The organism is Micromonospora sp. WMMD812 (assembly GCF_027497215.1).
Classification (GTDB): Bacteria; Actinomycetota; Actinomycetes; order Mycobacteriales; family Micromonosporaceae; genus Micromonospora.
In genome coordinates, this window is record NZ_CP114904.1 from 1,507,497 (window position 1) to 1,531,628 (window position 24,132).

A 24,132-nucleotide genomic window follows, 5' to 3' on the forward strand; every position below is an offset into this window, starting at 1 on the left:
GTTCCGCCGTCCCGCCCGCGACCGGCAGCCCGCGCAGGAAGGCCAGGCCGGCCACCGCGGCTTCCACCCGACGGATTCGGCCCGCGAGCCTATCAGGCTACCCGCTCTCCGTCCAGCGCAGAATGTCCAGCCGAAACGAGCGTTCGGGGTTAAGGAAAACGCCCTTGATGGAAGCCAGGAGACGCTGGCTGGCGATGCTGATTACAAGAGCCGCAACCATCGCCTATATCAATCGATTAGCATTGCGATGGCTGCCGATGCCAACATCACGCGCAGATGGCCACAAACATGGAAGACCCCGACTCAGTCAAGTGCGGCTGGACTACGAACCGCCCGAAGGCCTCCTTATGCCAAGGCTCGCCTGAACCGCATTGTTCTCCGCCACGGCCCGGGAGCACACCAAGTTGAAGCCGCTGACACTGTGTCCCCGAGCTAACAGCAGGAGGTCAACGGCCTGTTGAATCTGTGTATGCCGCCGGTGAAGCAATGACCGTGGAAAGGGATCGGCGCTGTGGCGGTACTTAGCGGCTAGCGTGATGGCCCGTCCACGCTCGAACTTGGTCACGATGGACTCATTGCCGTGCGCCTCTTGCAGGACGCGGCAGGCGTCGAAGCAGTCGTAGGCACGGCGCGCATGCTCTGCGGCGCTCACCGCGACGCTGGAGTCAGGTGCGGGCTCGGACCCTTGAAGCGTTTGATGGCGGGCGATCAGGTCTGCGGCGCGGTCGAGATAGAGCTTTCCGAGGCCCGTCAGCAGTTGCACGCTGGTGAAATCTGTGAGCAGCAATTCGCCGAGAAGGTCCGAAGAGAATTGCTCCGCGTCCCCATTGCTTACGAAGGCACCAGCATCGTTGGGTTGCGGACGCGCGTCGCGCGCGCCGCCCTCGGTGGCCACCGGGGTGCCCTTCAGGGTGGCGCGGCTGTCAACAAAACCGTCGAGCAACTCGCGGAGCCGATTCTGTTCGAGTGGCTCAGCATCACGCCTGGTGGTAATGCGCACCCTGTCGCGGACACTGTCAGAGCCTTGATCCTGCCCGTAATGGCGGCTATCCAGGAAGCGCCCCACCGTGCCTGCGTAGTCACCGCCGACGATGGCTTCGAAGGCGGCGTCGATAGGTTCCCAATTCACGGGCTCACCTAGTCGAATGGCGACCCGCTCGCGCAGAACTGCGGCCAACCCGACGCGGCTGCTACGGCTGAGGACGCCGTTGAGGTGGTCCCGTGCGTTGATCAGTCGACCCTGCCAGCTACTCCGGTGCTCGGGTGACGTGTATTCCAGCTCGGCGAGCATCGCTTCCGCCGCAGATAACCGGGCGAGGTGGCGGATCTCGCCATTGGGTGCAGTGCGAGCGAGCTGCTCATACATGGCGATTGCCTGGCCATAGTTCCAGATATAGCGGTGAAAGGCGGCCTCGGCGGCGATTAGTCGAGCGTTGCCCGGCCAGAGGGCTGCAGCTTCATGAAAGATTGCGAATAGCGGAGCGTTGTCGACTTGAGGCGCCTTGCTGGCGGGACCTGGACCTACGCCCTTCTTCTTGTCGGCCATGGCCACCTTGAAGTCGAGGACGCCCGACCAACGACGGTACTCACGTTCCAACCGCGTCTCCAAGGCGCAGAGTTCGATTGAGGGGCCGTAGCGGAAACGGTGGGCCTTCAGCTTCTGCTGGCGTTCGCGATAGATTGCCTCGATACGGCTCCGCTGCACGGCCGGGTGTAGCAGCAAGAATTCCTCCCCGGTTCTCTGGGCGGCACTGCGCAAGCTCCCTTCCTCGAACCATTCGGAGTCGAGACATGCAAGGTCAAGCAATGCCTCGGTGTGCGAGCGGACGCCCTTCCGCGCCAGCCAACTGCGGATCTCCCTGACGCAATCCCGACGGCGCCTCTCAGCCTTCTCTCCATCCGCTCCGATGCGCGGAGAATTCCGCCGGATGTCGACAACCTGCCTAAGCCAGACCGAGTATGAGAAGGCGTTCGGGGCGAGCGCCACTGCGGCACGGGCGAATTCCTCGGCCTTTACCCGCCGGGCGCCCGCCGCACCAAAGCGTTCGTTCTCCTGCAGGGTGCGGGCGAGGAACCCGTACGCCTGCGCTAGGGAGCTTAGGACCTGCGCAGCGTCCCGATCGTTTAACCAGGGGGCGCCGCCTCCAGCCTGGGAAGGTGGCTGGAGAATCCCTCCGACCGGGTTCACGGATTCGCGATGAGTTGCGATGGGAAGTTGCGCCAGCAGTTCTACGGCCTCCTGCGCTCCGTTCTGCTTCAGCACGGGATCGCTGCACCGTACGTGCACCTTCCGTAGAAGACGCGCCGTGGAAATGCAGATACTCGACGGCCATACCCGACTCTCACCCCAGCAGCGCCTCAGCGCGTCCAGGACGAGGGACCGGGTCTCGATCAACTCTTCGTCGGTGGCGCTCTGCTGAAGAAGCGGAACGGCGGACTCGAACAGACGCGTGGACCAGAGGGATAGTGATTCCCCGTGCTTATGCGCCAATTCCAATCCAGCGACGATGCTCCGCATCATATTGAGCAGTTCCCGACGGCTCTCCAGACGGTCCGTCAGCAAACGGCTACGCACACGGGCTATGCGGCTGTTCAGCTGGAGCCGCGAGTGGACGCTGCGTGAGGTGCCGTCATGCGGCAGCTCCTCGCCCAGGAGCTCGTCGACCACGCCGACGAGCTCCTGGGCTTGTTCAAGCCGGTCCCCGTCGATCAGTGCGTCGGCTGTGTTGAGTAGCCAGGATTGCGTGAGGGTGATGCGGCTGGTTTGTCCGCTGCCACCCTGGCGGGCTCCAAGGAGCAACACACCGACGGCAGCTAACCGAGTATCGAGAAGACGTACCCTGAGCCCAAGCCGATTGCCAGCGAAGGTCAATGAGGCGTCTGCGGAGCGCAACAGGGTATGGGAGACCTGTTCGGGCTCGCAGACGGCAAGCGCCGCGGAAAACTCCTCGGCCACAGCGACAAACCGCGCACCGGTCTCCGCAGCCGTGCCCTGGGCTCGGGCAGCAAAGGTCAGAGACGCCACTGCGTGGTAAAGGCGGTAGTGCGCGGTGAGTGGGGTGATGCCCTCCCCGTCGATTGGAATATCGGCCGGGCCTTCGGGGGATGCAGCGGGACCATGAGTGGCAGCCTGTTCGTTTACGACGGCTGGCCTTCCCAAGCTGTATGCAGCCGCCGGCAAGTAGGGGGCGTCACCGGCGGGCGCCACGACGAGGGAGCAGATGACGTGGTGCAACCTCGGGAGCCGATTGCCGCCGTCGTCCTCGATCCACCCGATAGCCGAGCGGAGCGTCAGCTGGAAGGCGGCGTCGGCCTTATCGTCGTCGGCGCCCAGCGCCCCGGCGGCAGCCACCAGAAGCACCTGCGCAGCCGCAGCGAAGCGACAGTCCAGCTCCAATGCGTCTAGCTCGGACGGAAAAAGATCGTCAAGAAGCGCGGGGGCAAGGACCGGCGGCGCGAGAGGATCTTCGACTACATCTTCACGAGTCAGTGCCGCAATGACCAGAGAACGCAACGCCTGTTCACTGGCCTGGCCCAATCTGTAGTGTCCGGAGCCAGAAGAAGAGAGGACCCGTGCATCCTCGAGCAGTGCCAGCGTGCGGCGCGGGAAGGCAACGGAGGGCTCTTCCAGAAGGTGCCGGGGCAGGGACATCTGGTCGGATAGCGCCCAGACGACGAGGATCGCGAGCGGTTCGGGGAGATGCGGTGCATTGGGCCTGACGTTGAGGCGGCAGTCGAGTTCCTGCAGGGTCTTGGCCATGCTGGGGGTGGTTCCCTCTAGCAGAGCGGTGGCCAGGATCGCCGGGTCGGGACTGGTCGTGTCACGGTCGACGCTGCCGAGATAGCCCTTCGTGCTGAGGTTCAGTACCCCTGGGAGCCGCAGTCGGTGGTCCTGGATGCGGCTCAGGACGTCGTCGCCGTCGACCGTCACGCGTTCGTGGGCCATGAGGGCGGTGAGCAGCTCGGCGGCTCCCGTTGGTTGAAGTTCTCCTAGGCGGACAGGAATTTGGAGGTCGAGTTGGTCGTCTCCGTGAGCGGCGAGGCGGATGCGCGAGATGATGATGTTAGCCGTGTCACGGAAGTACGGGTGCGCGAGCAGATGGTCGAGCTCGCCGCTGACTTGGTGCGAGTCGTATCCCAGGCGCCCGCAGTCGATGACGAGGAGCAGGGTGCGCCCACGCGCGTACTCCCGGAGCCGGTCGATGACCAGTTCGCGGCGGGGGTCGCCATCGGCTGCGCCGGCTTGCTCGCCCGCGTCCTGAAGGCGGACCTCCAACGCGGAAGCGAGGGCCTCCAGAACGGGGAGCTCGGCGCTGGCATTCATGATAGCGATCTCCAGCAGTAGCCAAGGCTGTTCCGCCGGCGCGGACTCCTTCACGCCCGGGGTGGCTAGTAGCTGGCGGACGAACGCCGACTTGCCGGCGTAGCGAGGTCCGTACACCGGAAGCACGGTGCGCTGCCCGAAACGGCCCAGGGCAGCTTCTAGTTCCTCGGTGCGCCCGATGAAAAGGGACTCGCGAGAAGGCCAAGCTCGAAAGCCGTGAGGCAGAGGTTGCTGAGGCCTCGCGGTCGCGGCGGTGAGCGATGGATAGGTGTACGGGATGCGGGGAGCGTTGACGTGGAGACGGTTGCGCAGCCACGGCCTATCGGCCCAAGTTGCGGGTGCGTGCTGTGGCACGAGGTGTGTGCCGTCTACGTCGGGCGAGCCGGACACGAGTTCGGTCACCGTCTCGAAAATCCACTGCGCGGAGAGGCTTGGCCGCGTCTCCTTCACGCCCTTGAATGCCTCAAGCAGTGCCCCTGTGAAGAAGGTCGTCTCGCGAAGGGAGTCAGCGCGCGCGATCTTGTCGTCCGAGCAAGCAGCCATGACGTACCATCCGCGCTCGCTGCCGGCCGTCGATGCCTCCCCAGGCATCGCCGGGATGGCACTGCCGGAGAAACAGCAGTCGAGGATGAGCAGCTTTCGCTCCGCACCCGAATCCTGTTCAGCCACCTTCTCGTACACATCGCCGATCGACACCATGGAGTTCGCTGGAGCCAGCGGGTTTCCGGCGTCGTGCGGCGCCAGGTACAGCATGCCGTTGCGGTCGCGCTGAGCATGCCCCACGAAGTAGAGCACGAAGAGTCCGCCTGGGTCTGCGGCTCTGTATACCGTGCCAATAGCATCCAATACTCCGGCGCGCGTCATGTCCGAATAGACCTGCAAGCGAGGACCCCGGGGCACCCCCCACAACTCAGGGCTCGCGAAGGCCTGCCGGAGCCTCTCGAGGTTGGTCTCAGCGGCCGGAACAGGGGCTAGTTGAGATCCTGGGTAGTTGATGCCGCCGAGCAGTAGGACGCTGGAGCGGGATGGGTCGATCTTCTCCTCGTCCGGGTTCACTGCAATTCCTTCAGAGCCGTAGCTACGTCCTTCGCCTCCCCTTCCAGCGTGAGCTCCGTGCGACGCGTCCCATCAGGGAGATCGGCTCGAACAGCGTGGAACTTGAGGTTGGCGCGCCGTGGCTCCCGCAGCCGCTGCGTCACATAGTCGTAGAGCGACTGAAGGAGGACGGGAAGCATCACACTCTCCCCCACGAACTGAAGTACCTCACGAGCCCCAAGCGCTCCCTGCTCCACCTGTCCAACCGTCCGGACCGTTCGGACACCCTGCGCCCTCAGGTCGGTCTTCACGGCCCTTTCAAGGCTCCCGAGTTCGTCCGCCCGGCCTCCCTCGATCTTTACTACGACCTCCATGCGCCCCCCCTTTTGCTGCTGCCTGATGAACATCAGGAATCCAGAGGCTCTACTTTAGGGCGTACATACAGCCCAGAGTAGACGGTGGGACTATCCGAATTTCGGACAGTCCCGGACCGTCCGGGCGAATGGATGCAGGCTTACTGCTCGCACTCCTGACGGGGCAATGACGCAACACCACCAGGGCATAATGCCCCCAAATTTCACTCGGCCAACGGCGGTCAAGCCATCGACCCTTTGCGGGGACAGCAATCACCGGAGCTGTCCTGGCACACCCTCGGCGGCCCCGTCCGCAGCTCACAACAATTTCAGACCACAGTGGGCGCTGGGGTGCCCGGCGGCTACCACCGGCGCGGCCCCTGCCCACACCTCGAGCTTGCCGCCGAACTGCGACGGCGGGGCGCTCGCGGCCGCGACTTGATCGCGGTCGAGAACGAGCTGACTTGCCTAGCCACGACTGCCGAAGGGTGGTCGTGCGCTCCTGTCCGACCGTTGCAGCTGGTGAGTCGGCCAGCAAGGCTCCGCTGCGCTACCTCCTGGCCGACACCGACGGCCGAACCAACCCCATGGCCGGTGTCCGGCGATCCCGGGTCGGCCGGGACGCCTCCACCACCGGCTGAACCGATGGGATCGACGCAGTGCTCGATGCCGCCGATGCCGACGTAAAGACCCTGGCCGAAGCGATGGCGGCTAACCCTTCCCGACCCGCTGCCCGGCACATCGTGGCGGGCCCGGAGATCACGCGAGTCCCTGGATCTAAGAGATTCGGCCCGCGATTGCAGCTGTGAGGTTGCGGTGGACACCTCGGGCAGCGGCTCGTCGTGGATGCCTTCGCCCCTGGCAGAACTGATGAGGCACGCAGCGTCGTAGAGTCGTTCACGAACGAAACGCTCGAACAGAATTTCGTAGCGACGAGTGTATGACGAGTTGTCGAACAATGGGTCCGGTGAGTACATGGGCTTCCCTTGGTCCCGCACAGGCGTTGTGATCCGAGCGCATGCTCAATACGGAGGGTGTCGCGCCGCGGGCACCGCGGCGTCATGCGCGGTCTTTTAGTTCCACCGGCGCCAAGGCTGGGAAGCCGGGCACCTACTTCCAGCGGTATTGATCTAGCACGGGTCTGTAGCCGATCAAACTGGACGAGACGGCCTGTGGCCTGGGGCTTGGACAGTTCATCGACGGTCATGAGTGGTCGCCGCTGGTTCACCTCAGACGGCCTGGAGACGGCCTGATCTTGGTGCCTCCAAGAGCTCCGACCCCCGTCGGGGGAAGCGGCCTCAAGCTGTCGACGGTTGTCAACTGGAGACGACCGTGCGGACAGGCAGGTGCCCGGCCTCGTCGGTTGACATCCGGGGCCGACCTGCATCGAGGCCCCGGCTGCCTTCTTGCTGCCTCGCTATCTGACGGCGGCCGTCTCCGCCCCCAGGCACGCCAGGGCTCGACGCGTTGGCTGGTTGAAGTCTCGCTGCACGGTCGGCAAGGTGGGACGGTGAGGCGATCCGAGCAGTACAGCGTTCACCTTGAGGTACTACTTGCGCTGATTACCTACCTCGGGCTGACCGGTTGGCGCAGTCGAGCGCCACATGGTTTGTCCAGGGACCTCGGCCTTAACGAGGCGAAGGTAACGACGGCCCTCAACCAGTTCCCCGGCCTCTTTCGAAGGGGGTCTCTGGTGGAGACGGCTGCCGGGCGGCAGCACTCGTACACCTTGCATGCGAGGTACGCGCTACGCCGGCCGCGCCCTCGCAATACTGCGGACTCAGATCCTAATCGTCTGGACGATCGACGACGCTCGCTGAGCGACCCCGCACCGACCCAGGACGGCAGGGGCGAAGAACTAGACGCGGACACCCTTCGCGCGCTGCTGGACTTCGTAACGCAAGAGGCGCGGGCAGAGCGAGACATGCGCTATCAGCGCTTGTCCCAGGTATGGGTGCTGGCAGGTGTCGGCGTCGCAGCGGTTGCCAGCGTGATTGCGGCGGTCATACAGGCAGCGTCTTAGGGACGACCTCCGCATTACAAGTCAGTCCCCGAGCGCTGGTCCACGGCCTGGCCCTCATGAGTTCCCCCCGCTTTGATGGAGCTTCTTGATCATGGTCTGATGGCCGTGGGGAGGAAGTCGTCCGTGGCAGCACCGAAGAAGTACCCCGACGAGCTACGTCAGCGCGCTGTGCGTTTGTACCGCGAGTCGGACCCGAAGCCGGTGATCCGGCGCCTGGCCGAGCAACTCGGTGTGCATCACGAGGCGTTGCGGAACTGGATCCGCCAAGCCGAGGCCGACGCTGGTGAGCGCACCGACCGGCCCACCAGCGAGATGGCCGAGGAGAATCGCCGGCTGCGCAAGGAAGTCGCTGAGCTGCGGCGGGCGAACGAGATCTTGAAGGCCGCGAGTGCGTATTTCGCGGCGGAGCTCGACCCGACCCGGCGACGGTCATGAGGTTCATCCACGAACACTGTGACCAGTTCGCGGTCGCGCTCCTGCTACGGGTCCTCAACATCGGCGCTTCGACCTACTACGCGTGGGTCAAGCAGGCCGAGCAGCCCTGCGACCAGGACGTGGTCGACCTGGGGCTGATCACCAACATCCACGAGATCTGGGAGACATCGGGGCGCACCTACGGCGCGGACCGGGTCCACCGGCAGCTGCGCCGCGACGGTATCCGCGTGGGCCGTAAGCGGGTGGAACGGCTGATGGCCGAGCAGGGCTGGCAGGGTGCGTTCCTGCGTCGAGGCTGGCGCGGCGGCTCCACGAAGCAGGATCCCCGGCACACGCCGGCGCCGGATCTGGTCAACCGGCAGTTCACCGCCGACGGGCCGAACCGACTCTGGGTCGCCGACGCCATCCGCATTCCGTGCGGCGAGGGCGTGTTCTGGCTCGCCGCGGTCCGGGACGCCTTCTCAAGACGGATCGTCGGGTGGAAGACCTCCGATCGCTGCGACACCGACCTGATCCTCGCCGCCCTCGAATACGGCATCTGGTCCCGCGACGTCCGCGACGGTCAACTGATCCACCACTCGGACAGGGGATCGAACTACACGTCGTTTCGCTTCGCGGAACGCTTACAGGACAACGGGATCCTGCCCTCAATGGGCTCCGTCGGAGACTCCTACGACAACGCCCTGATGGAGAACTTCTGGTCCACGCTGAAGATCGAACTCGTCTACCGCACGAGCTGGCGGACCCGCGACGAGGCCGAGAACGCGATCTTCGCCTACATCGACGGCTGGTACAACACCCGCCGCATCCAGAAGGAACTGGGCTACCTCAGCCCGAACGAGTACGAGACCGCCTGGCACACCCGCCAGACGCAACCAGCCGAGCCAACTATCGCCACCCCTGCGCCAGCCGGCAGCAGGTAACCACCGCTCCATCAAAGCGGGGGGAACTCAACTCGCCGAGCCGGTCGATCGTGCGGTGTCCAGGTACGGCAGGCCGAGTGCGGAGGCGCGTTCGGGGTCTGGCTGTGATGTTGCCAGTAGGATTTGGTGAGCCTCGCCAACTGGTGCCCTTGGTCGCGGTGCAGATGCTCCGGTGTTTGGACGACCTTGCGCTGAGGAAGCAGGGCCGTGAGTCAGATCTCCACGGTGGCTGGGATCATCGAGCTGACATTGACTGCCCTGGCTCTCCTTCCGAGGCCGACTTCGACCTCGTGCACCAACGTCTTGTCAGTGAGTATGGCGCGGAGCGCTGTGTAGGCATCGGCCGGCGTCTTGCCGCAGAAGAGCCGGAGCCAGGCGTAAAGCCCGATCGGCCCGCCGTCGTGCTTGTTGGCGTCGAAGTTGGTGTGCGCGAAAATCCCATCGAAGTCGCCGAACCCGGCATCCCTCCAACCAGGGTGGCCATGCAGTAGGAACGAATGGGTCACTGTCGCCGAAGCCCCGGTGCCTGCGGTGCGCACCAGGTGTTGACGCCAGTGACTCTGTTCCTTGGCGTTCAGGAAGGTGGCAACAGCGCCTCCGTCCGTACCGGAAGCTAGCCAGGCCACGAGCTGAGTTACCCCCTCAAGCTGAGCCTGGGCGGGCAAGACGTAGAGAAAATTGTCGCTTGAACCGTCCACCCAACTGACTGCTAGCCGCTCCCGGTCATCGGTTATAAGACCACCCACGACCTCGCCAGTCTGGAGGCTATGGAGGGCGGCCGAAGCGAGCGATGGCGTCAGGGAGATCGGATCAGGTCTGGCCTTGTCCACTACGCTCGCGTTCGTCACCTCAATCCCGACCGACTGCACGTTGGCCTTGGTAGCATGATCCAAGATCTGGGCGATGTCGTTATGCTGGTAGACCGTCCCGTCTGGCCCCACCGAGAAGTGCACACTGAGTCCGAAATCGAATGGAACCGTGGGGGGCTTTGCCTCTTGGACGCCGGCACCCACGGCCGCCCAGCCGACGGTCTCATGCAGGACGATGGCACTCGGCAGCCGCCGGGTCGGATAGGGATGAGGCGTGGTGCCGCCATCCAGGCGTCCGCCGATTCGACGGCCCTTATATACGGAGCCGTAGTGATCCAATGTCGGGGTACGCCAATTGACAACATTTAGTCCGGCGGGCGGCGTCCATTCCCTTGCGTATGAGACCAGGGTGTGCTCGGACGCCGGCGTGAACACCGCGATGTCGGTGGGCTTGAGCGTCGCACGGCGTTCGAGTTCGGCCTGCTGCAGTTGCTGTCCCAGCGCACCGGAACCCGCACCGAAAGCGGTATTCTGAAGGCTCGCGCCGGACATATCGTCGGCGCTCTTGCGATAAATCTGCGAGGCCCTCTCGTTGTCGATGAAGCCTGAGTTGACGCCCTGCTTGAGCACATTTCCAAACTGATGAAGGTCGCTCGGGGCTTGTGGGCTCCAACTCCCACCCCCAGCGGTCGTTCCGCTGCCGCGCTGCCCGCTGGGCACTGAACCGGCTGCTGGGCCGCCGCCTGAACCCTGAGCCCGGCTATTGGCCTGGATCTCCCGCGCCCGATTCGCCGCCTGCGCCATGCTGACCGAGCCGTTGACCAGATCCTCGAGCAGCGCCCCGACCTCCTCCCTCGCCGACATGTCCCGGAAGATCTCGGGGGTGGAGAGCACCTTGAGCGCAGCAGCGAGCCCCGTCGGATCGGGCAGCGCGGGCGCGTTCTGGATGTTTACCACCGGTGTGGGCAGGGGCGTGCCCTTCAGGTCAAGGTCGGCGCGCTGGGGCTGAGCGGCCTGGATGGCGGCGATCTCTGGGGCCGTGAAAGGCAGGGCGTGCTCGCCCCAGCGCCAGAACCGCGTTTCGTCGATCTCTTCGGCCACGTTGCAGTGGCCGAGCTTCGCCTCCGCGAATACGCCTCTGGTGGGTAGCGACATCAGGCGCTCGACCCTGGGTACTGTGATGGGTTCGTCCTCGTCCTCTTCCTGTGGGGTGAGCGGGAACGCAATCTTCGAGCCCATGATCTCGAGCGGTGCCGGCGCGACTGCGTCGATGGTCTTGCCCGTCGGACCCCACTGACGGGTCTCGAACTCGGTCGCGTACTCGTCCGGATGGGTCCCGAGGTCGAGGATGCGGCTGTAGTACGTCTTCTCCGACTTCAGATGCTCTCGCAACCTGATGAAGCCGTGGTAGTCCTCGATCGACACTTCCTGTTCCGGCGTCTTGATGGCCACGGGGGGAGGCGCTGGTGGTGGTTTCTCGGTGAACAACGTGTGCTTGTCGTGTGCCGCCTCGAACTCGTAATGCTTGCCTGGCGTGTGTTTGACAAGCTGCCGGCTTCCGAAGTCGCCGAGCGCGTAGACCTCGATTAAATTGAGGTGCAGGATAGTCGTTCCCGACGTCTTCTCTATCTCCATGTGGGATACCGTGCCCCAGGTGACGTAGACGCTGATGACATCGCTGAGCAGCTGGAAGGGGGCATTCGCGTCGTCGAACAGCTCGGTGCTGTTGAGGTTGTCTTTCCCACCGACTCTCAGCGTGGTGCTGTTGCCATTGGTGAAGTGGATCCGCATGACGACCGCATTCGTGCTCTCCTCGCCGCCGACCCTGAAGCGCATCTCGACCTGCTTGATAACCAGGTCCGCCTCGTTGACCGGCACGGCGACGGATACCGGATTCCGCATGTACTCCTTACGGCGCATGTCGAGGCGCTTCAGCGCCTCGAAGCCGCCGGCGAGGCTCTTGTCGAGCAGTGCCGGCTCCAAGAGGAAGCGCTTGTTCAGGATGAGGTTCTCGTCGTCGAAGTTGCGTTCCCTGCGGGGAAGCAGAGCTGCCCGGTAGCGCCTGGTGAACTCGGTGACCACGCGGAAATGCCGCAGCACCTCGTAGTAGATGACGGTGAGGGTGTGTCCGCGATTGTGGTTGGCGAAGCTTCTTGTCTCGATGGCCTGTCGCTCGGCCTGATCCATCTGCACCACGACCGAGCTGGTCAGCTCGCGCTGGGCCAGGCTCGACTGGTGGATGGCGTCGGTAATCTTCTGAACGCTTGCCGCGGTGACGTCCTTGCTGCCACTGGAGGTCGCGTAGGCGCCGCCGACCGAGAGCATCCCCCCGCCGGCCACTGACGTAGACCCCGACTGGCCTGAGGCGCCCGCTCCTCCCGCAAGCCCGCCCATGACGGAACCGCCGCGCTGCCACTCCTCCAGTGCGGCCGTCACCGTCTCGGTGATGGTGCGGTCCCGTGCCTGGTCATGGATGAGACTCTCTGTGACTACCGTCTTCTCGTCACGCGTGCCGACGTCTGTTCGCCGCCAGTCGATCACGGCCAGGCGAACGCTCTCCCCGGGCGCCAGCGGCAGGGTGTAGAGCACCTGGCCGAGCGAATGTCCGATCGGCACGATCGACACGACGTACTCGTTCACGTAAGCCGACGGCTCCGGCACACCCGTGAACCCGTCTGACAGCCGGATCACCTGGCGGACGTGGAACTCGCTGACGGCGAAGTTCGCCGGGGTGAACGTCTCGCAGCCGTCCGCGCCGACGAGCGACTGAGGGACTGCGGCGAACGACCCAGGTGAAAGGCGCCAATCGATGATACCGGGGTTCTGCATCGCCGGCAGGTTCAACGCGAACGCGGGAATCAGATCCTCGTCGCGCATAGGCAGTTCGAGTTTGGCCACGATCGCGTCGGGCGCTATCCGGTGCTGGTCGAGGACCCGGAACCGCATCGCCTCCAGCAGCAGCGGGAAGACCTCGACCTCGACGGCACACCGGCTGCGCATGCGGTCCGCCACCAGCCCCGCCCAATGGATCCGTGTCAGGTCGAATGACACGAAACCTGCATGATCGGACGCGAGGACACCCAGCGGAATGCGTTGACCATCGAAGTGCGAGGCAGGCGGTGGCGCCGGTGCCTCCATCGCGCCGGCAGCGCGCTCGACCGCGTCACGGACCTCTGCGCGGGTGTTGTCGGTAACCGGTGCTCCAACCTCGACAGATTGGAGTAGGTCCTCGATGACTCGTAGGACGAATTTCTCACAGCGGCCGACGAACCAACTCAGGTCCACCCTCGCCCTGATCTCGGCTTCGACGACGGCGGCGAGGTCGTGAGACTGCTCCCGCAGGCGGCCAAGCGGCGCGCAATTCAGGGCCTCAGGCTTGCCTGCGAACTCGCGCAGCACGACCTCCGCGTATACCGGGACCTTGCGCTGCGGACGTCCCGACCTGTCGTCGCAGAGAATGAGTGCCAGGCGCTCCTGCGTGAGTTGGCTGAGTAGCACAGGTAGCCTCCAAATCCGTGGGGCAGCGCAGTCCGCATCCTCACCGTAAGCGACGACGAGCAGCCCGGCGAGCCTCAGTAGAATCGCATTCCTTACAGCGAGATTGCCCTCGTGCACTCGCCCGTACGGCCCGCAGGGCGACTGCCGGCACCGTCGAACTGCACCCGATCAACATGGCAAAACCCAGCTAAGGGGACGTCTCGCGGCGCCGCGAGACGTCCCTTGGGGACCATCGTGTCGGATGGTTGGGTGCAGCGATCGCCTCAACCCGTCCACGAGGGATGCAGCCCACTCAGATCCGCAGGCTGGTCCGGCTGGTGCGACCACATCGTCGCCCGGCCAGGGAAGCCGCTTGGCCAACGGCGGCGCCCAAGCCGATCAGCACGGGTTCAGCGTGATCTCCCGCCGCTGGGTCGTGGAACGAACTCTGGCCTGGCTCACCGCCTGCCGCCGACTGGCCCGCGACTACGAACGCCACCCCGAGGTCTCCGAAGCCCTCATCCGCTGGGCCGCCATCGCCGGCATGACCCGTCGGATCACCCGCGGCCACCCCGCCCGCCGCCAAGCCCGCGGCACCTTCACCTGGACCTGATCAACACCCTCTCAAACACGCTCTCAAACTCGATGGGTGTGAGTCGGCCGAGGCGTCGTTGCTGTCGGCGGCAGTGGTAGGTGCGTTCGATCCAGGTCACGATGGCCAGGCGTAGCTCGCAGCGCGTGTGCCAGCGTTGCCGGTCGAGGACGTTGCGTTGCAGCAGGGCGAAGAACGATTCCATCGCGGCGTTGTCGCCGCAGGCGCCGACTCGGCCCATCGAAGCGACCAATCCGTTGCGGTGCAACGCCTTGACGTACTTACGGGACCGGAACTGGGCGATCGGAGTGACGAGCGGGACGGCGAGATGGTCACGTCGGGGCTCGCGTTCGCGGCAGGCGAGCGCCAGCCGGAGCCGACATCTCGCGGGCCGCCTGGGGATCGAGCCCACCCGGGGGGACTCATCCGGGCGCATCGCCGTCGCGCTCCGGCCGTCACGGGACCGGGACCGGGCCGACCACTGGTTTCAGGCTCCGCTGCTCGGCTTCGGGGTTCGGGTTCAGTGACAGCTGGCGTCAGGGCCGTCTCATCGTCAGGCCGGTGCAGCGCTTCGCCGTGGCGAGCTTGTCTTCGATCCGCTCCTTGGCCGCACCCGACACGAGCACGGGCCGCCCGGTGCCAGAAACCGTGGCCGGCAGGAACTCGTTGCGCATCACCGTCCGCCCGCGCACAGTCAGCCGCAGTATGCCGGAGTCGGTGCTGTGCGAGTTGCCGTACCAGAGGAAGTTACCCAGCCCGTAGTGCACGTAGGTCTCACCCAGCCAGCCGTCGGCGAGCAGCGTGTGCGCGTGCGTGCCGAGCACGATGTCGGCGCCGGCGCGGGCCATCCGGCTGGCGAACGTCTTCATCTCCCCGTTTGGACAGGAGCTGCCCTCGGCCCCCCAGTGCATGAAGACGATCACCAGGTCGGCCTGGTTGCGGGCGGCCCGCACGGCAGCGGTGGCCCGGGCCCCGTCGAACGCCATCGCGACCCCCGGCCGGCTGTCCGTCGGCTTCCACTGCGCGGCCAGCTCGTGCACCTGCGACATGCCGAGTACCGCGATCCGCACACCCTTCACGGTGGTCAGCCACGGCGCGTACGCCGCGTCGGCGTCGCGTCCCGCGCCGAACACTGGGAAGTCCGCATCCGCTGCCGCGTCGAGGGTGTCAAGCAGCCCCACCTGGCCGTAGTCGAGGGTGTGGTTGTTGGCGATCGACGCCGCGTCGATCCCCGCCGCGCGCAGCGCCGCGTATGCGGTCTTCGGCGATCGGAAGTGGAAGCGTTTGGGCTGCGGCGTACCGCGGTCGGTCACCGCCGTCTCGAGGTTCAGCAGCGTGAGATCGGCGTCGCGTAGCACCAGGGCGATGCGACCGAACGCCGTCTCCGGGTCGTCCAGCAGGCGCAGCGTGCGGCCGGTGAAGTGGACGTCGCCCGCGAAGGCCAGGCGCAGCTCGACCGGCGCGGCCACGCTCGGAGCGGCAGGGCTCGGCGATGCCGTGGCGCTCGGCGTCGCCGAGGCCGCGGACTCCCGACCGGTCGCGCGGTTCGACGGTTCGGCGGTACAGCCGGCTAGCGCGGCGCCGACCGTGATGGCCGCCAGCGTCGCGCGTCTCGCACGCATCGTGGTGCTGCTCACCCCGCACAGGGTACGGGTGGGCGCCGGGTCGTGCGCGGCCGTCAACTACCGCTGCCTGCTGTGCGTCCGTTGCTGAGATCGCGAATATGATCCTGCTGGTGAAGCCCCAGGTGGTCATGCTGGACCTTGGAGTGATTCCGTCGCCGTCTGGGTCGGGTGAACTGCTGCTCGCGGACGATCGTAGTTGTCGCCTCGTCTTTGTACCCACGGTGGAAGCAGGGGCACCACGAGTGGCAATGGCGACCTTCGCCGGCTTTTCGCAGGTGATTTTTGGCTACCCGAATGATGAGGCGCTGTCCGGTCATCCTCTCCAGGGTCCAACGGATACCTGGGACTACGGGTTCTATGAGGTGCAAGGATCGCCGTGGCCCCGCCGATTGGAGGCACAGAACCGTGTGAACTTTCCCGACCGGACATCCTCCTGGCGGCAGCGGCACTTCCTCCTGGTGTGCCATGAGGATCTTGTGGAGGTCCTCGCCGATGATGTGACAGTTGAGCTGTTCGACCAGCCGTTCGAGGAGGTGGCACTGCACGCGTTACGCCTGAACTTGCTGGGCAGCTTCTGATGTCGTTACCACGTGCCAAGCCGGCCGATGCCGGCCGAAGGTCGCCAGCAGGCCGGCGGGCGTGGGCGCACTGACTGCTCCGTCCCGAAGGAATGACCGCCGACGGGCCGAGCTGCGCGAGTAGCTCTTCCGAGCTGACCAAACGATTCACTGACATCCACAGACGTCCGTCGTGCTCGCGGCTGTCGTCACCCAGTTCGTCGCCCAACGCAGCCCGGATCTCAGGTGTAGAAGCCGCGTCCGTACTCCTCTGGACTGACCGTGAAGTCACTGGGCCTGGTCCGCTTCAGGAACTCCAACCGCTCCGCGAAGAGGTCAATCGCTCGTTGGAGGCCGCACCCCTCGGCCTCACGGATGGCCTGCATCGCCACGATGATCCGCCGTTGCACGATGAGGTCATCGATCGTCTGCCAAGCGTCCACGCGGTCATCCTGCCGGGCGACCGTCAGCTTAGGAGTCGGATTGATAAAGCCGGTGAGTAGTCACGTCGCCTAAACATCGACCGGGGACGGCACCCGGTCGATGTCGTGCGAGGGACCGCTGTTGACCCCTTGCTGACCACTCCATCGGGCACGAGTCGGCCACGGCAGCGCATCCACAAGGGCTGACGTGAGCCCCAACCCCGGCGGTCGCTAACCGACGGATCGAGTCACCGAACGCCAAGCATCGAAGGCCCAACTGTTGTCGGTCGTGTCCGCGCTGCTAAAGACCGTTTCCAAGTACGTTGCGTTGATGAAGTTATAGCCGTAGAGCGTGAACTTGATATTGCCGTCTTGGCGGTAGAGCCAGGCGGCACGATGGCCGACCCCGTCTCGGCCGCCCTCACCCACCTTGCCTACCGGGTCCGGTGGCAGTTCGGCATCGAGTGAGGCGATGATGTCGGCCCCATCGGCGCACCGCCATGGATTTCCTGTCGAGACCCGCATCGTGCGGCCGGGCGCGCGCCACGTTGTGACACCGTCTTCAGCGCGCTCCGGAGTCCAAGCACCGGAAAGTTCGATCGACCAACCGTCATCCAGGGACCTCCGCACGCCCCAAGTGTGACCCCGCGGCTGGCGATCCGTCGATCGGCCACAGAGGTACAGGACAGGTAACCTCAAGTCGGTGTGAAGGAACGATCACGGCCGCGCGACTAGCCATGATGAAGAAGCTGAGCAGCGCAAACCGTGCGCAACATTCGTCAGCGTCCAGCGTTGTTCGCGCTCGTCGTCACTCAGCTCGTCACTCACCCACCGCCCGCACCTCGGCGGACTCGCGTGTCCATGATTGGTGCCACGCTTCGAGGCGCGCAACGACTTGCTCAAGGCTTACCTCGAATGCAGCATCGTCGAGGTCTCGTTCGCGGCGACAGCACCACAACTCATTAAGATCATCTTCGATCGCACCCAAGTCCATGAGCCGATCGGCGGATGCAAGAGCCGCGCCAATTGCCTCGTCCGCATTCTCGGAGCTGATGGTCACCTTGTCCGCGAGTACGGCGAGCGTGCAGCGCACCTCGGCGACGACGCCACGCCCGGCGATCTCCACGGCCCGTAGGGTGCCCACCGGACCGTGGATAATCTCGGCGAACAGGCCGAGGATCCGAGATCTGCGTACCACCACCTCGTCCTTCATCGCCTACTCCTCTTCCGTCGCGACAGATCCAGCCTCGGCCACTCTCGGATAACCCAGAGTCCTCAGCGTCGTCAAGCTGCTATTGACGCCGCGCGACTGTCCCGCGCCTCACAGATGGTTGACACGGCGGCCTGGGTTGATGCTCGACATGATCGTCCCGCGTCATGTTGAGCCCGCGGCTCGCAGCAAGACCGGAGGTTCAACAGGCCAGGTGCGGCTAAAGGGGATCCAGAAGCAGCACGCCCCCGTAGGGGTGGATCGGCAGGTCAAGCCAGGCCGCTGGGGCCAGCCGTACAGCCATCCATCCGTACAGCCAGGCCCGCCCGCTGACGCCGACGCTGCCCGACAACGACGGACGGGCTGACCAGCAGCGCCATCACCTGACCAGCCGTCCCCGATCTTCTTCTAAACCCCAGGCCGCTCCGGGTCCCCGCGCCGTCGCTTGACAACCGCCATTGAGACTCGGCGGTAAGGCGCTCCACCTTGTCCCCGCCCGAGGAGGCTGGACGGTCTGCCGACTGCCCGACGAGGAGATCTGCCTACTTAGCGGCCAGTAGCTGCTGGAACTCAGCCCAGCCCGACACGTATGGTCCTCGTGCGGGCGGCTAAGCAGGAAGAGCGAGGAACGAGTGGTTCGCTGGAAGGTTATCGCTGGAAATTTGCCCCTGTCGGTTGCCGGCCGGTTTAAGCCGTGGGCGATTTCGGTGGGACACAGCAAGTTGCTTCTGCGAGGGGTAATCGGAGATCCGGAGGGCGACGAACCGTTGCGGGTCTTCGATCTCCTCTTCCAGGATGTCTCGCGCATTTGCTTGGCCGACGCCTACTCAGAACTGTATCTTCGGGCGGCCCCGGAGGCTCGGCGGGCTGCCGAGGCGGAGCGCTTGGGTGTGCGGTGGCCAAGCGCGACGATGTACCTCGTGGATCGAACGCGAGACACCGACTATGTGGTCGCTGGCCGGGTGTACTGGGCCGCGGTAACCGTCCCACCCGGAGCGTCCAGTCCCTTACTCTCCGATGATCCAGACGGTCAGGAGATTGCTGACGTTCTCTACTTCGCCTGAGTGAGCGGCTTGCGCCGCGACCGCTCGGTCAAACTGCGTCGTCCCCTCCGCTTGTGGGCTGTGCCGGTAGCGTGCCATTCGGTGAGGCAACAGGGGCCAGCCGAGGCCAGGCGAGAACGCTGCGGCCAGGGCGCTAACCCAGTAGACAGCCGGACATCGACAATTCCCAAGACAGTCTCGCGAGCTGCTTCATATGCTGGGCAGGTGTCGGAGGCTGTGCTGCCAGAGCAGCTGGCGCGACAGCTCGCGCAGACTGCGTCGAGCGAGGATCCTCCGCGCGTCCTCGAGGCGATAGCCACAGAGCACCTGCGAGCCGGGGCTTCCCGGGAAGCCCTGCTCGGGGTCTGCGAGGTAGCTCGCCACAGGTGCGAGGACGAGACTGCCGAGGAGCACATCCTGGACTTGATGGATCGGCTGTCGGGCTGGTGTGCTCCGAGCGCCCGTCTTTAAGAACTTCTAACTCTTTGAGCGTTGGAGTCGGCGCCAGCAGATGATGGCGCAGGCGAGGATGAGGAAGGCTTCGCGGATGTCGTCGCGGACCTCCCAGCGATACGTAGCCGGCGGAAGCAGTGCAGCAGGGCGATGGTCTGCTCGACTACCCATCGTCGGGTGCCGAGGCCGGAGCCGTGGGCGACGCCGCGTCGGGCGATGACCGGGGTGTTGCCACTGTCGCGGAGCTGGCGGCGGTAGATGTCATAGTCGTAACCCCGGTCGGCGTAGATCCGCTCGGGTCGCTGTCGGGGCCTGCCGCGGATGCCCTTGATCCGGGGAACCCGACGCCAAACCCGGCACAGGACTCACCAGCCTTCATGCCCTCCATGACGTGCACCTGCGCGGGCTGGTCCACACACGCCGACCCGACCTGGCCACCGACCTGCTCGGTTCGCGACCATATGTCCGCGACTGCGATACCACCGCAATGGCAGGCGATTTCCACGTCACCACCGGCGAAGTGCTCTTGGCCTGCGCCGACACGTCCCAAGCCGAAGCGGCGTTCCAATCGGCCATCACCATCGCCGAGGAGCACCGCCTACCTCACCAGATCCCGCGCACCCTCCGGTCCTGCACATCGCGTCTTCCCGCTGTCGGGGAACTCGCGCACCAAGCGCTGGAAAGGCTTCGCATCCCCGCGTCCAACCCGGCCGGCAGCACGCAGGCACCGTAATCGGCATTCGCGACGCGCGACACCCGTGGGCCGCGACCATCCGAGTCGACCGCAAGCGTGACGACCACACGGGGCTGAGGCGTTGTCGGCGGCCCGGCACACCCTGTGTGCCGGGCCGGGGCATGGGGCGTCAGGACGCGCGGCTTAGCGCTTGCGGCCCACGCCGCCGACGGCGTCGATGTCGGCCGGCGTGTCGACGTCGTCGTCGGGCCGCCACTGCGGGCACGGTACGATGCCCGGCTCCACCAGTTCCAGGCCCTCGAAGAACCCGGCGATCTGGTCGGGCGAGCGCAGCGTGTACGGCATCGCCCCGGTGTCGTTGTAGTCGTCCTGCGCCTGCTGCATCTCCGAGCTGATCAGGCTGGTGCCGTCGTTGAGCGAGAGGTAGCTGCCGGATGGCAGCGGCGACAGCAGTTCGCGCGTGACTGACCGGGCCATTTCGTAGTCGGGTACGTGGCCCATGACGCCGCTGAGGATCAGCCCGATCGGCTGCTGGAAATCGAGCGTCTTGCCGGCCTCGGCGATGACCGCGGCGGGATCGTGGAGGTCCGCGTCGAGGTAGGCGGTCTTGCCCTCGGGCGTGCCGACCAGCAGCGCACGGGCGTGCACCAGCACTAGCGGGTCGTTGTCGACGTAGACGATCCGGGCGTCCGGCAGAATCCGCTGCGCCACCTCGTGGGTGTTGTTGGCCGTCGGCAGCCCGGTGCCGACGTCGAGGAACTGGCGGACGCCCGACTCGACGGCGAGGAACTTGATCGTGCGGACGAGGAACTGCCGGGAGGCGCGGGCGACGTCGACGACCCCGGGGTAGACCTGGCGGTACTGGTCGCCCGCTTCACGGTCGACCGCGAAGTTGTCCTTGCCGCCGAGCCAGTAGTTCCAGATCCGCGCCGAATGCGGTATCGACGTGTCGATCTTCTGCTGCGCGTCGAGCTTGCCCGGCTCAGGTCGGCCGCTTGCCGGCGAGTCCACGGTCACGATGAACACCTTCGTTTCGACTGCGTTCGCGGGATTGAGGTCGCGGACCGGTCCATTCGGGGAAGTCACGATCCGCAACCGTGTCACGGTATAGAAGGACAGGGATGAACGCCACTGCCGGATGGTTCTTCGCCCGATCGTCGGCTCGTCTACACGACCCCGCGGTCGCCGCGCGGGACCTCGCCGCATCGATCGAGCTCACCGGAGGACCCCACTCATGATCACCATGCCGCTCACCATCGATAGGATTCCCGACATAGAGAAACCTGTTGGCGTCTACTTCCTCGCCGACAAGCTTGATGACACCGAGGTCTACCAGGACCGGCCGCCCACGCCGGCGACGACAGACTGACAGCTACCGCCGGTGATGCCTGGTGGGCAACGCTCGCCGTAACGCTCGCTGCGACCCGGACAACCCGCCGCAGCGGCCCACGGGATTCCTGCCGGAGCTGACCTGAAGCCACTCCTTACTCGGAACCTGGCCCGGCCTGTCGACGGCGCATCGTGCGGATCCACCCCTGGGCGGTATGCCGGGGCACGTCGTAGTGGTCGGCGACGGCAGCCACACTCCCGGCTTGCTGGTAGACCGCTTCGAGATCGGCCGGCGAGCGCCGGTACACCCGCCCCTTGCCTGCAGAGGATGTGGCTTTCGCGGTCCGCTTCGTGGCCTTGCCCGCCGTATTCGTGGCCTTGGCACCCGCTGCGGTCTTCTGCTTGCCCGCTCGGCTGCGGGTCACGCCAGCGCCCGGCACCCGGCTGGCCTTCTTCGCCTCGCTTGCCTTGGTCGCCGGTGACGCCTGCTTGGGCACCACGACGTCAACCGCACCAGCGCCCTCAGGGCTACTCGTAGCCGGCTCATCAGCGGCCGCCGTAGGGGCGGTGGCCTGGACCGCCGCCGGCCCGGCGGCGGGCTCACCGTTCTCAACGGACACACCGCCGGCTGCGGGCACCTCGTCGGATACGGCAATGGGCGGCGTAGCTATCGCCTGCTGGCCGCTGGCGGCGGGCGCGATCGCCCTCAAGAGCAGGTCCAGGTCGACCGCGGGGATCTGGCCCACGGTCAGCCCGTCGCCCTGCCCGGCCCGTACCACCAGTTCGGTGATGCGTGGCGTGGTGTCATTCACCTCGACCTTCAGGGTTGTGGTCGCGTGACTGGGATCGTCTGCGGCGATGGTGATGGTGTAGGAACTCATCGAATCGTGGCCTCCAATGTGGACACCGATAGTTGCCTCATGTAAGACGTCCGGCAATGCGACAGGAGCTCCACCTGTTCGCAGGTCGGTGTTGGTGACGAAAGTACCGCAGATCCCCCTGAGCTGATATTTCACCCATCACCGATCATCCAGGTCGGTGGCTCAAGCGGTACGACGCCGCGTGTTCTTGATCCTGCCGGCGACGGCGGTTGCGGCCTCACGGTGCAGCCGCTTGACGACGCTCTGGTAGGTGTCGCGGGTGAGTGTCGCGCGGTTCGTGCCAGCGCCGACCCAGAACAGCGACGCCGAACGGCTCCCGGTCTGCTCCCCCAAACCCCTGATGGTCACCGCCCAGCTCGACCACGGCGCCCAATACGCCCGCGTCATTGAGACGGTGAGAGAGAACGTCGACCAGGTGTGGCGCTCGCCACCTCCGCGTGGAACCGGCACACATGCTTGGACGCTAGGGTCCAGATCTGGGTTCCCGGAAGCGCTGCTGGGAGGTTGCCGGATGATCGTGTCGCACCCAGCAAGGCGGGCCATCTAACATCCCCCCCGGCCTGCTCATAACCGATGCAGGCCACAAGCCCGGCATGGTCAGGGCGGTCAGGCGTGCACGTTTGCGAGCGGCGCCGCGACGTCTTAGGATGGACCAAACCGTCCTGTCATTTCATGGTCGACGGAGCGACCGAACTCATCGGGCCAACGACCTGCCGCTACTCGAGGACGGTGCATGCAGGAGCCGCCAGCCGCGGAACCGACTGCGGCGGGCGCGCGCCGAGGCCCGACCGAGATTGCGACGTAGTCGCCGAAACGGCGCGACGAATCTGACACCAACTAGACGGCACGACCGCTCACGCCAGCACCGCATCTGCGGCACGGAACACAACCCAGCTCGGCGAAAGCCGAACTCCACGACAAGGAGCAAGAAATGAACGAAACCAAGCAGTCCGCCGAAGATCTGGCAATCCTCGAACAGCTCAACCTCGACTACATCCACTCGGACGAGGCCAGCGATGCCAAGCGCTTCAGTGAATTCCTCGCCGAAGATTTCATCGCGCAGACACCGGGTGTCACCCGCAACCGAGAGGAGTACCTCGAATACATCGCCAAGCCCCGACCCATCAAAGACATCACTTTGCACGACTTCAAGATCCGCATCCTCGGCGACGTTGCGCTGATCCACGGCCGCGTCACCTACACCATGATCGCCGATGGAGTGGTGCAAGAAGCGCTGTACACGGACGTGTACCAGAAGCGCGAGGGCACCTGGGTCTGCGTCTCCGCCTGCGCGATCGCCCCGGGCGCCTGACCCGCCAGCATGTCTGATATTCCGGCCCAGGCACGCTACGAACAGTTCTTCGAACTCCATCGTGGCCCCGATACGTTGAAGGGTGACCGATGAGCAGCGAGGGGCAGGCACTGGTAGGCGAGGAGTTGATCGACAGCCTCGATCGGGGCCGCTTTGAGCTCTACCGCGACGGCGAGCTAGTCGGCTGGCTCTACTACACCCACCTGAAGCCCAACCGGTACGCCCTCCGGCACACCGAAGTCGAGTCGAGTCATCAACATCAAGGCGTGGCGGGCGCGATGGTGCGGCGAGTACTCGACGAGATCCGCGCCCGCGAAGGCACGATCACCGCAATCTGCCCCTTTGTGGTCGACTACCTCTCGCAAACGACCACCTATGCCGATCTGATCGACGCCCGACACCCGGGCTACTCCGATCGTGCTGCTGCCGAGTCGGCGCGGGCGAAGGCCGGTGGCTGAAACGACCGGGCCGCGCGCTGGAGACCCCTCGGACGAGCCCTGTCACGGCCTCACGACGTGATCGCGCGGTGGCCTGATTTCTTCGCAGCACCCGCCGTGTCACGCGCGGCAAACCGCCACGCGGTCAAGCCCGCCGCGCCGTCACCTGGACCTGATCGACCCCATCTCAACGTGCTC

General features: G+C 65.4%; 18 protein-coding genes and 2 pseudogenes. 8 read left to right on the plus strand and 12 right to left on the minus strand.

What is annotated here, in order from left to right:
• Nucleotides 1–322: 322 nt before the first annotated feature.
• Together O7603_RS06935 and O7603_RS06940 are read right to left on the minus strand one after the other, a co-directional pair.
• A complete protein-coding gene (locus O7603_RS06935; protein ID WP_281574845.1) occupies nt 323–5,119 on the minus strand; it encodes a hypothetical protein in 4,797 nt (1,598 codons plus the stop codon).
• A 257-nt stretch (nt 5,120–5,376) separates the two neighbouring features.
• Nucleotides 5,377–5,733 (minus strand): hypothetical protein, encoded by a 357-nt coding sequence (locus O7603_RS06940; RefSeq protein WP_281574846.1) that lies wholly within the window; start codon nt 5,731–5,733, stop codon nt 5,377–5,379.
• A 2,125-nt stretch (nt 5,734–7,858) separates the two neighbouring features.
• Here O7603_RS06940 and O7603_RS06945 point away from each other — a divergent pair.
• Together O7603_RS06945 and O7603_RS06950 are read left to right on the plus strand one after the other, a co-directional pair.
• Nucleotides 7,859–8,170 carry a transposase gene (locus tag O7603_RS06945; RefSeq protein ID WP_157746519.1) on the plus strand — a complete coding sequence of 104 codons (312 nt, stop codon included), beginning with the start codon at nt 7,859–7,861 and terminating at the stop codon, nt 8,168–8,170.
• Nucleotides 8,167–9,093, plus strand: a complete 927-nt coding sequence (locus O7603_RS06950; protein WP_281574847.1) for an IS3 family transposase — start codon at nt 8,167–8,169, stop codon at nt 9,091–9,093. Before O7603_RS06945 ends, O7603_RS06950 begins: the two co-directional genes overlap by 4 nt.
• Nucleotides 9,094–9,305: 212 nt before the next feature.
• Here the strand turns inward: O7603_RS06950 and O7603_RS06955 are convergent, their stop codons facing one another.
• Nucleotides 9,306–13,301, minus strand: a complete 3,996-nt coding sequence (locus O7603_RS06955; RefSeq protein ID WP_281574848.1) for an N-acetylmuramoyl-L-alanine amidase — start codon at nt 13,299–13,301, stop codon at nt 9,306–9,308.
• A gap of 340 nt (nt 13,302–13,641) precedes the next feature.
• Between O7603_RS06955 and O7603_RS06960 the strand changes: the two genes are divergently transcribed.
• Complete coding sequence (locus tag O7603_RS06960) at nt 13,642–13,992, plus strand: transposase (protein WP_281574849.1); 351 nt, start codon at nt 13,642–13,644, stop codon at nt 13,990–13,992.
• Here O7603_RS06960 and O7603_RS06965 read toward each other — a convergent pair.
• Nucleotides 13,979–14,272 (minus strand): annotated as a pseudogene (locus O7603_RS06965) (integrase core domain-containing protein); the annotation flags it as partial. The gene O7603_RS06960 and the pseudogene O7603_RS06965 sit on opposite strands and share 14 nt — an antisense overlap.
• 235 nt (nt 14,273–14,507) lie before the next feature.
• Nucleotides 14,508–15,608, minus strand: coding sequence for a CapA family protein (locus tag O7603_RS06970; protein ID WP_281574850.1), 1,101 nt, complete (start codon nt 15,606–15,608; stop codon nt 14,508–14,510).
• Nucleotides 15,609–15,694: 86 nt separating this feature from the next.
• On the opposite strand from O7603_RS06970, the gene O7603_RS06975 reads away from it, so the two are divergent.
• The gene (locus tag O7603_RS06975; protein WP_281574851.1) at nt 15,695–16,174 is read left to right on the plus strand and encodes a hypothetical protein; all 480 of its coding nucleotides are present in this window, start codon (nt 15,695–15,697) and stop codon (nt 16,172–16,174) included.
• A gap of 221 nt (nt 16,175–16,395) precedes the next feature.
• Here O7603_RS06975 and O7603_RS06980 read toward each other — a convergent pair whose 3' ends face one another.
• From O7603_RS06980 to O7603_RS06995, 4 genes and pseudogenes are all read right to left on the minus strand, one after another.
• Nucleotides 16,396–16,596, minus strand: coding sequence for a hypothetical protein (locus O7603_RS06980; protein ID WP_281574852.1), 201 nt, complete (start codon nt 16,594–16,596; stop codon nt 16,396–16,398).
• 210 nt (nt 16,597–16,806) lie between these two features.
• Nucleotides 16,807–17,205, minus strand: a complete 399-nt coding sequence (locus O7603_RS06985) for a hypothetical protein (protein ID WP_281574853.1) — start codon at nt 17,203–17,205, stop codon at nt 16,807–16,809.
• 190 nt (nt 17,206–17,395) lie between these two features.
• Nucleotides 17,396–17,788 (minus strand): hypothetical protein, encoded by a 393-nt coding sequence (locus O7603_RS06990; protein WP_281574854.1) that lies wholly within the window; start codon nt 17,786–17,788, stop codon nt 17,396–17,398.
• A gap of 1,517 nt (nt 17,789–19,305) precedes the next feature.
• Nucleotides 19,306–19,622 (minus strand): annotated as a pseudogene (locus O7603_RS06995) (transposase); the annotation flags it as partial.
• Between the two features lie 50 nt (nt 19,623–19,672).
• On the opposite strand from O7603_RS06995, the gene O7603_RS07000 reads away from it, so the two are divergent.
• Nucleotides 19,673–20,014, plus strand: coding sequence for a hypothetical protein (locus tag O7603_RS07000; protein WP_281574855.1), 342 nt, complete (start codon nt 19,673–19,675; stop codon nt 20,012–20,014).
• A gap of 144 nt (nt 20,015–20,158) precedes the next feature.
• Here the strand turns inward: O7603_RS07000 and O7603_RS07005 are convergent, their stop codons facing one another.
• A complete protein-coding gene (locus O7603_RS07005; protein WP_281574856.1) occupies nt 20,159–20,992 on the minus strand; it encodes an SAM-dependent methyltransferase in 834 nt (277 codons plus the stop codon).
• Between the two features lie 217 nt (nt 20,993–21,209).
• On the opposite strand from O7603_RS07005, the gene O7603_RS07010 reads away from it, so the two are divergent.
• A complete protein-coding gene (locus tag O7603_RS07010; protein ID WP_281574857.1) occupies nt 21,210–21,344 on the plus strand; it encodes a hypothetical protein in 135 nt (44 codons plus the stop codon).
• 115 nt (nt 21,345–21,459) lie between these two features.
• On the opposite strand, the gene O7603_RS07015 is transcribed toward O7603_RS07010, so the two are convergent.
• Complete coding sequence (locus O7603_RS07015; RefSeq protein WP_281574858.1) at nt 21,460–22,185, minus strand: hypothetical protein; 726 nt, start codon at nt 22,183–22,185, stop codon at nt 21,460–21,462.
• A 162-nt stretch (nt 22,186–22,347) separates the two neighbouring features.
• Nucleotides 22,348–22,518 carry a hypothetical protein gene (locus O7603_RS07020; protein ID WP_281574859.1) on the minus strand — a complete coding sequence of 57 codons (171 nt, stop codon included), beginning with the start codon at nt 22,516–22,518 and terminating at the stop codon, nt 22,348–22,350.
• Between the two features lie 598 nt (nt 22,519–23,116).
• Between O7603_RS07020 and O7603_RS07025 the strand changes: the two genes are divergently transcribed.
• Nucleotides 23,117–23,497, plus strand: a complete 381-nt coding sequence (locus tag O7603_RS07025; protein WP_281574860.1) for a nuclear transport factor 2 family protein — start codon at nt 23,117–23,119, stop codon at nt 23,495–23,497.
• 89 nt (nt 23,498–23,586) lie between these two features.
• Nucleotides 23,587–23,955, plus strand: a complete 369-nt coding sequence (locus O7603_RS07030; RefSeq protein ID WP_281574861.1) for a GNAT family N-acetyltransferase — start codon at nt 23,587–23,589, stop codon at nt 23,953–23,955.
• Nucleotides 23,956–24,132: the final 177 nt, after the last annotated feature.

Bases quoted from the DNA above. Each gene is read 5' to 3' on its own strand.
- O7603_RS06940 (WP_281574846.1), bottom strand. From the start codon at position 5,733: ATGGAGGTCGTAGTAAAGATCGAGGGAGGCCGGGCGGACGAACTCGGG.
- O7603_RS06950 (WP_281574847.1), top strand. From the start codon at position 8,167: ATGAGGTTCATCCACGAACACTGTGACCAGTTCGCGGTCGCGCTCCTG.
- O7603_RS06960 (WP_281574849.1), top strand. From the start codon at position 13,642: ATGGTTGGGTGCAGCGATCGCCTCAACCCGTCCACGAGGGATGCAGCC.
- O7603_RS06975 (WP_281574851.1), top strand. From the start codon at position 15,695: ATGATCCTGCTGGTGAAGCCCCAGGTGGTCATGCTGGACCTTGGAGTG.
- O7603_RS06990 (WP_281574854.1), bottom strand. From the start codon at position 17,788: ATGAAGGACGAGGTGGTGGTACGCAGATCTCGGATCCTCGGCCTGTTC.
- O7603_RS07010 (WP_281574857.1), top strand. From the start codon at position 21,210: ATGATCACCATGCCGCTCACCATCGATAGGATTCCCGACATAGAGAAA.
- O7603_RS07015 (WP_281574858.1), bottom strand. From the start codon at position 22,185: ATGAGTTCCTACACCATCACCATCGCCGCAGACGATCCCAGTCACGCG.
- O7603_RS07025 (WP_281574860.1), top strand. From the start codon at position 23,117: ATGAACGAAACCAAGCAGTCCGCCGAAGATCTGGCAATCCTCGAACAG.
- O7603_RS07030 (WP_281574861.1), top strand. From the start codon at position 23,587: ATGAGCAGCGAGGGGCAGGCACTGGTAGGCGAGGAGTTGATCGACAGC.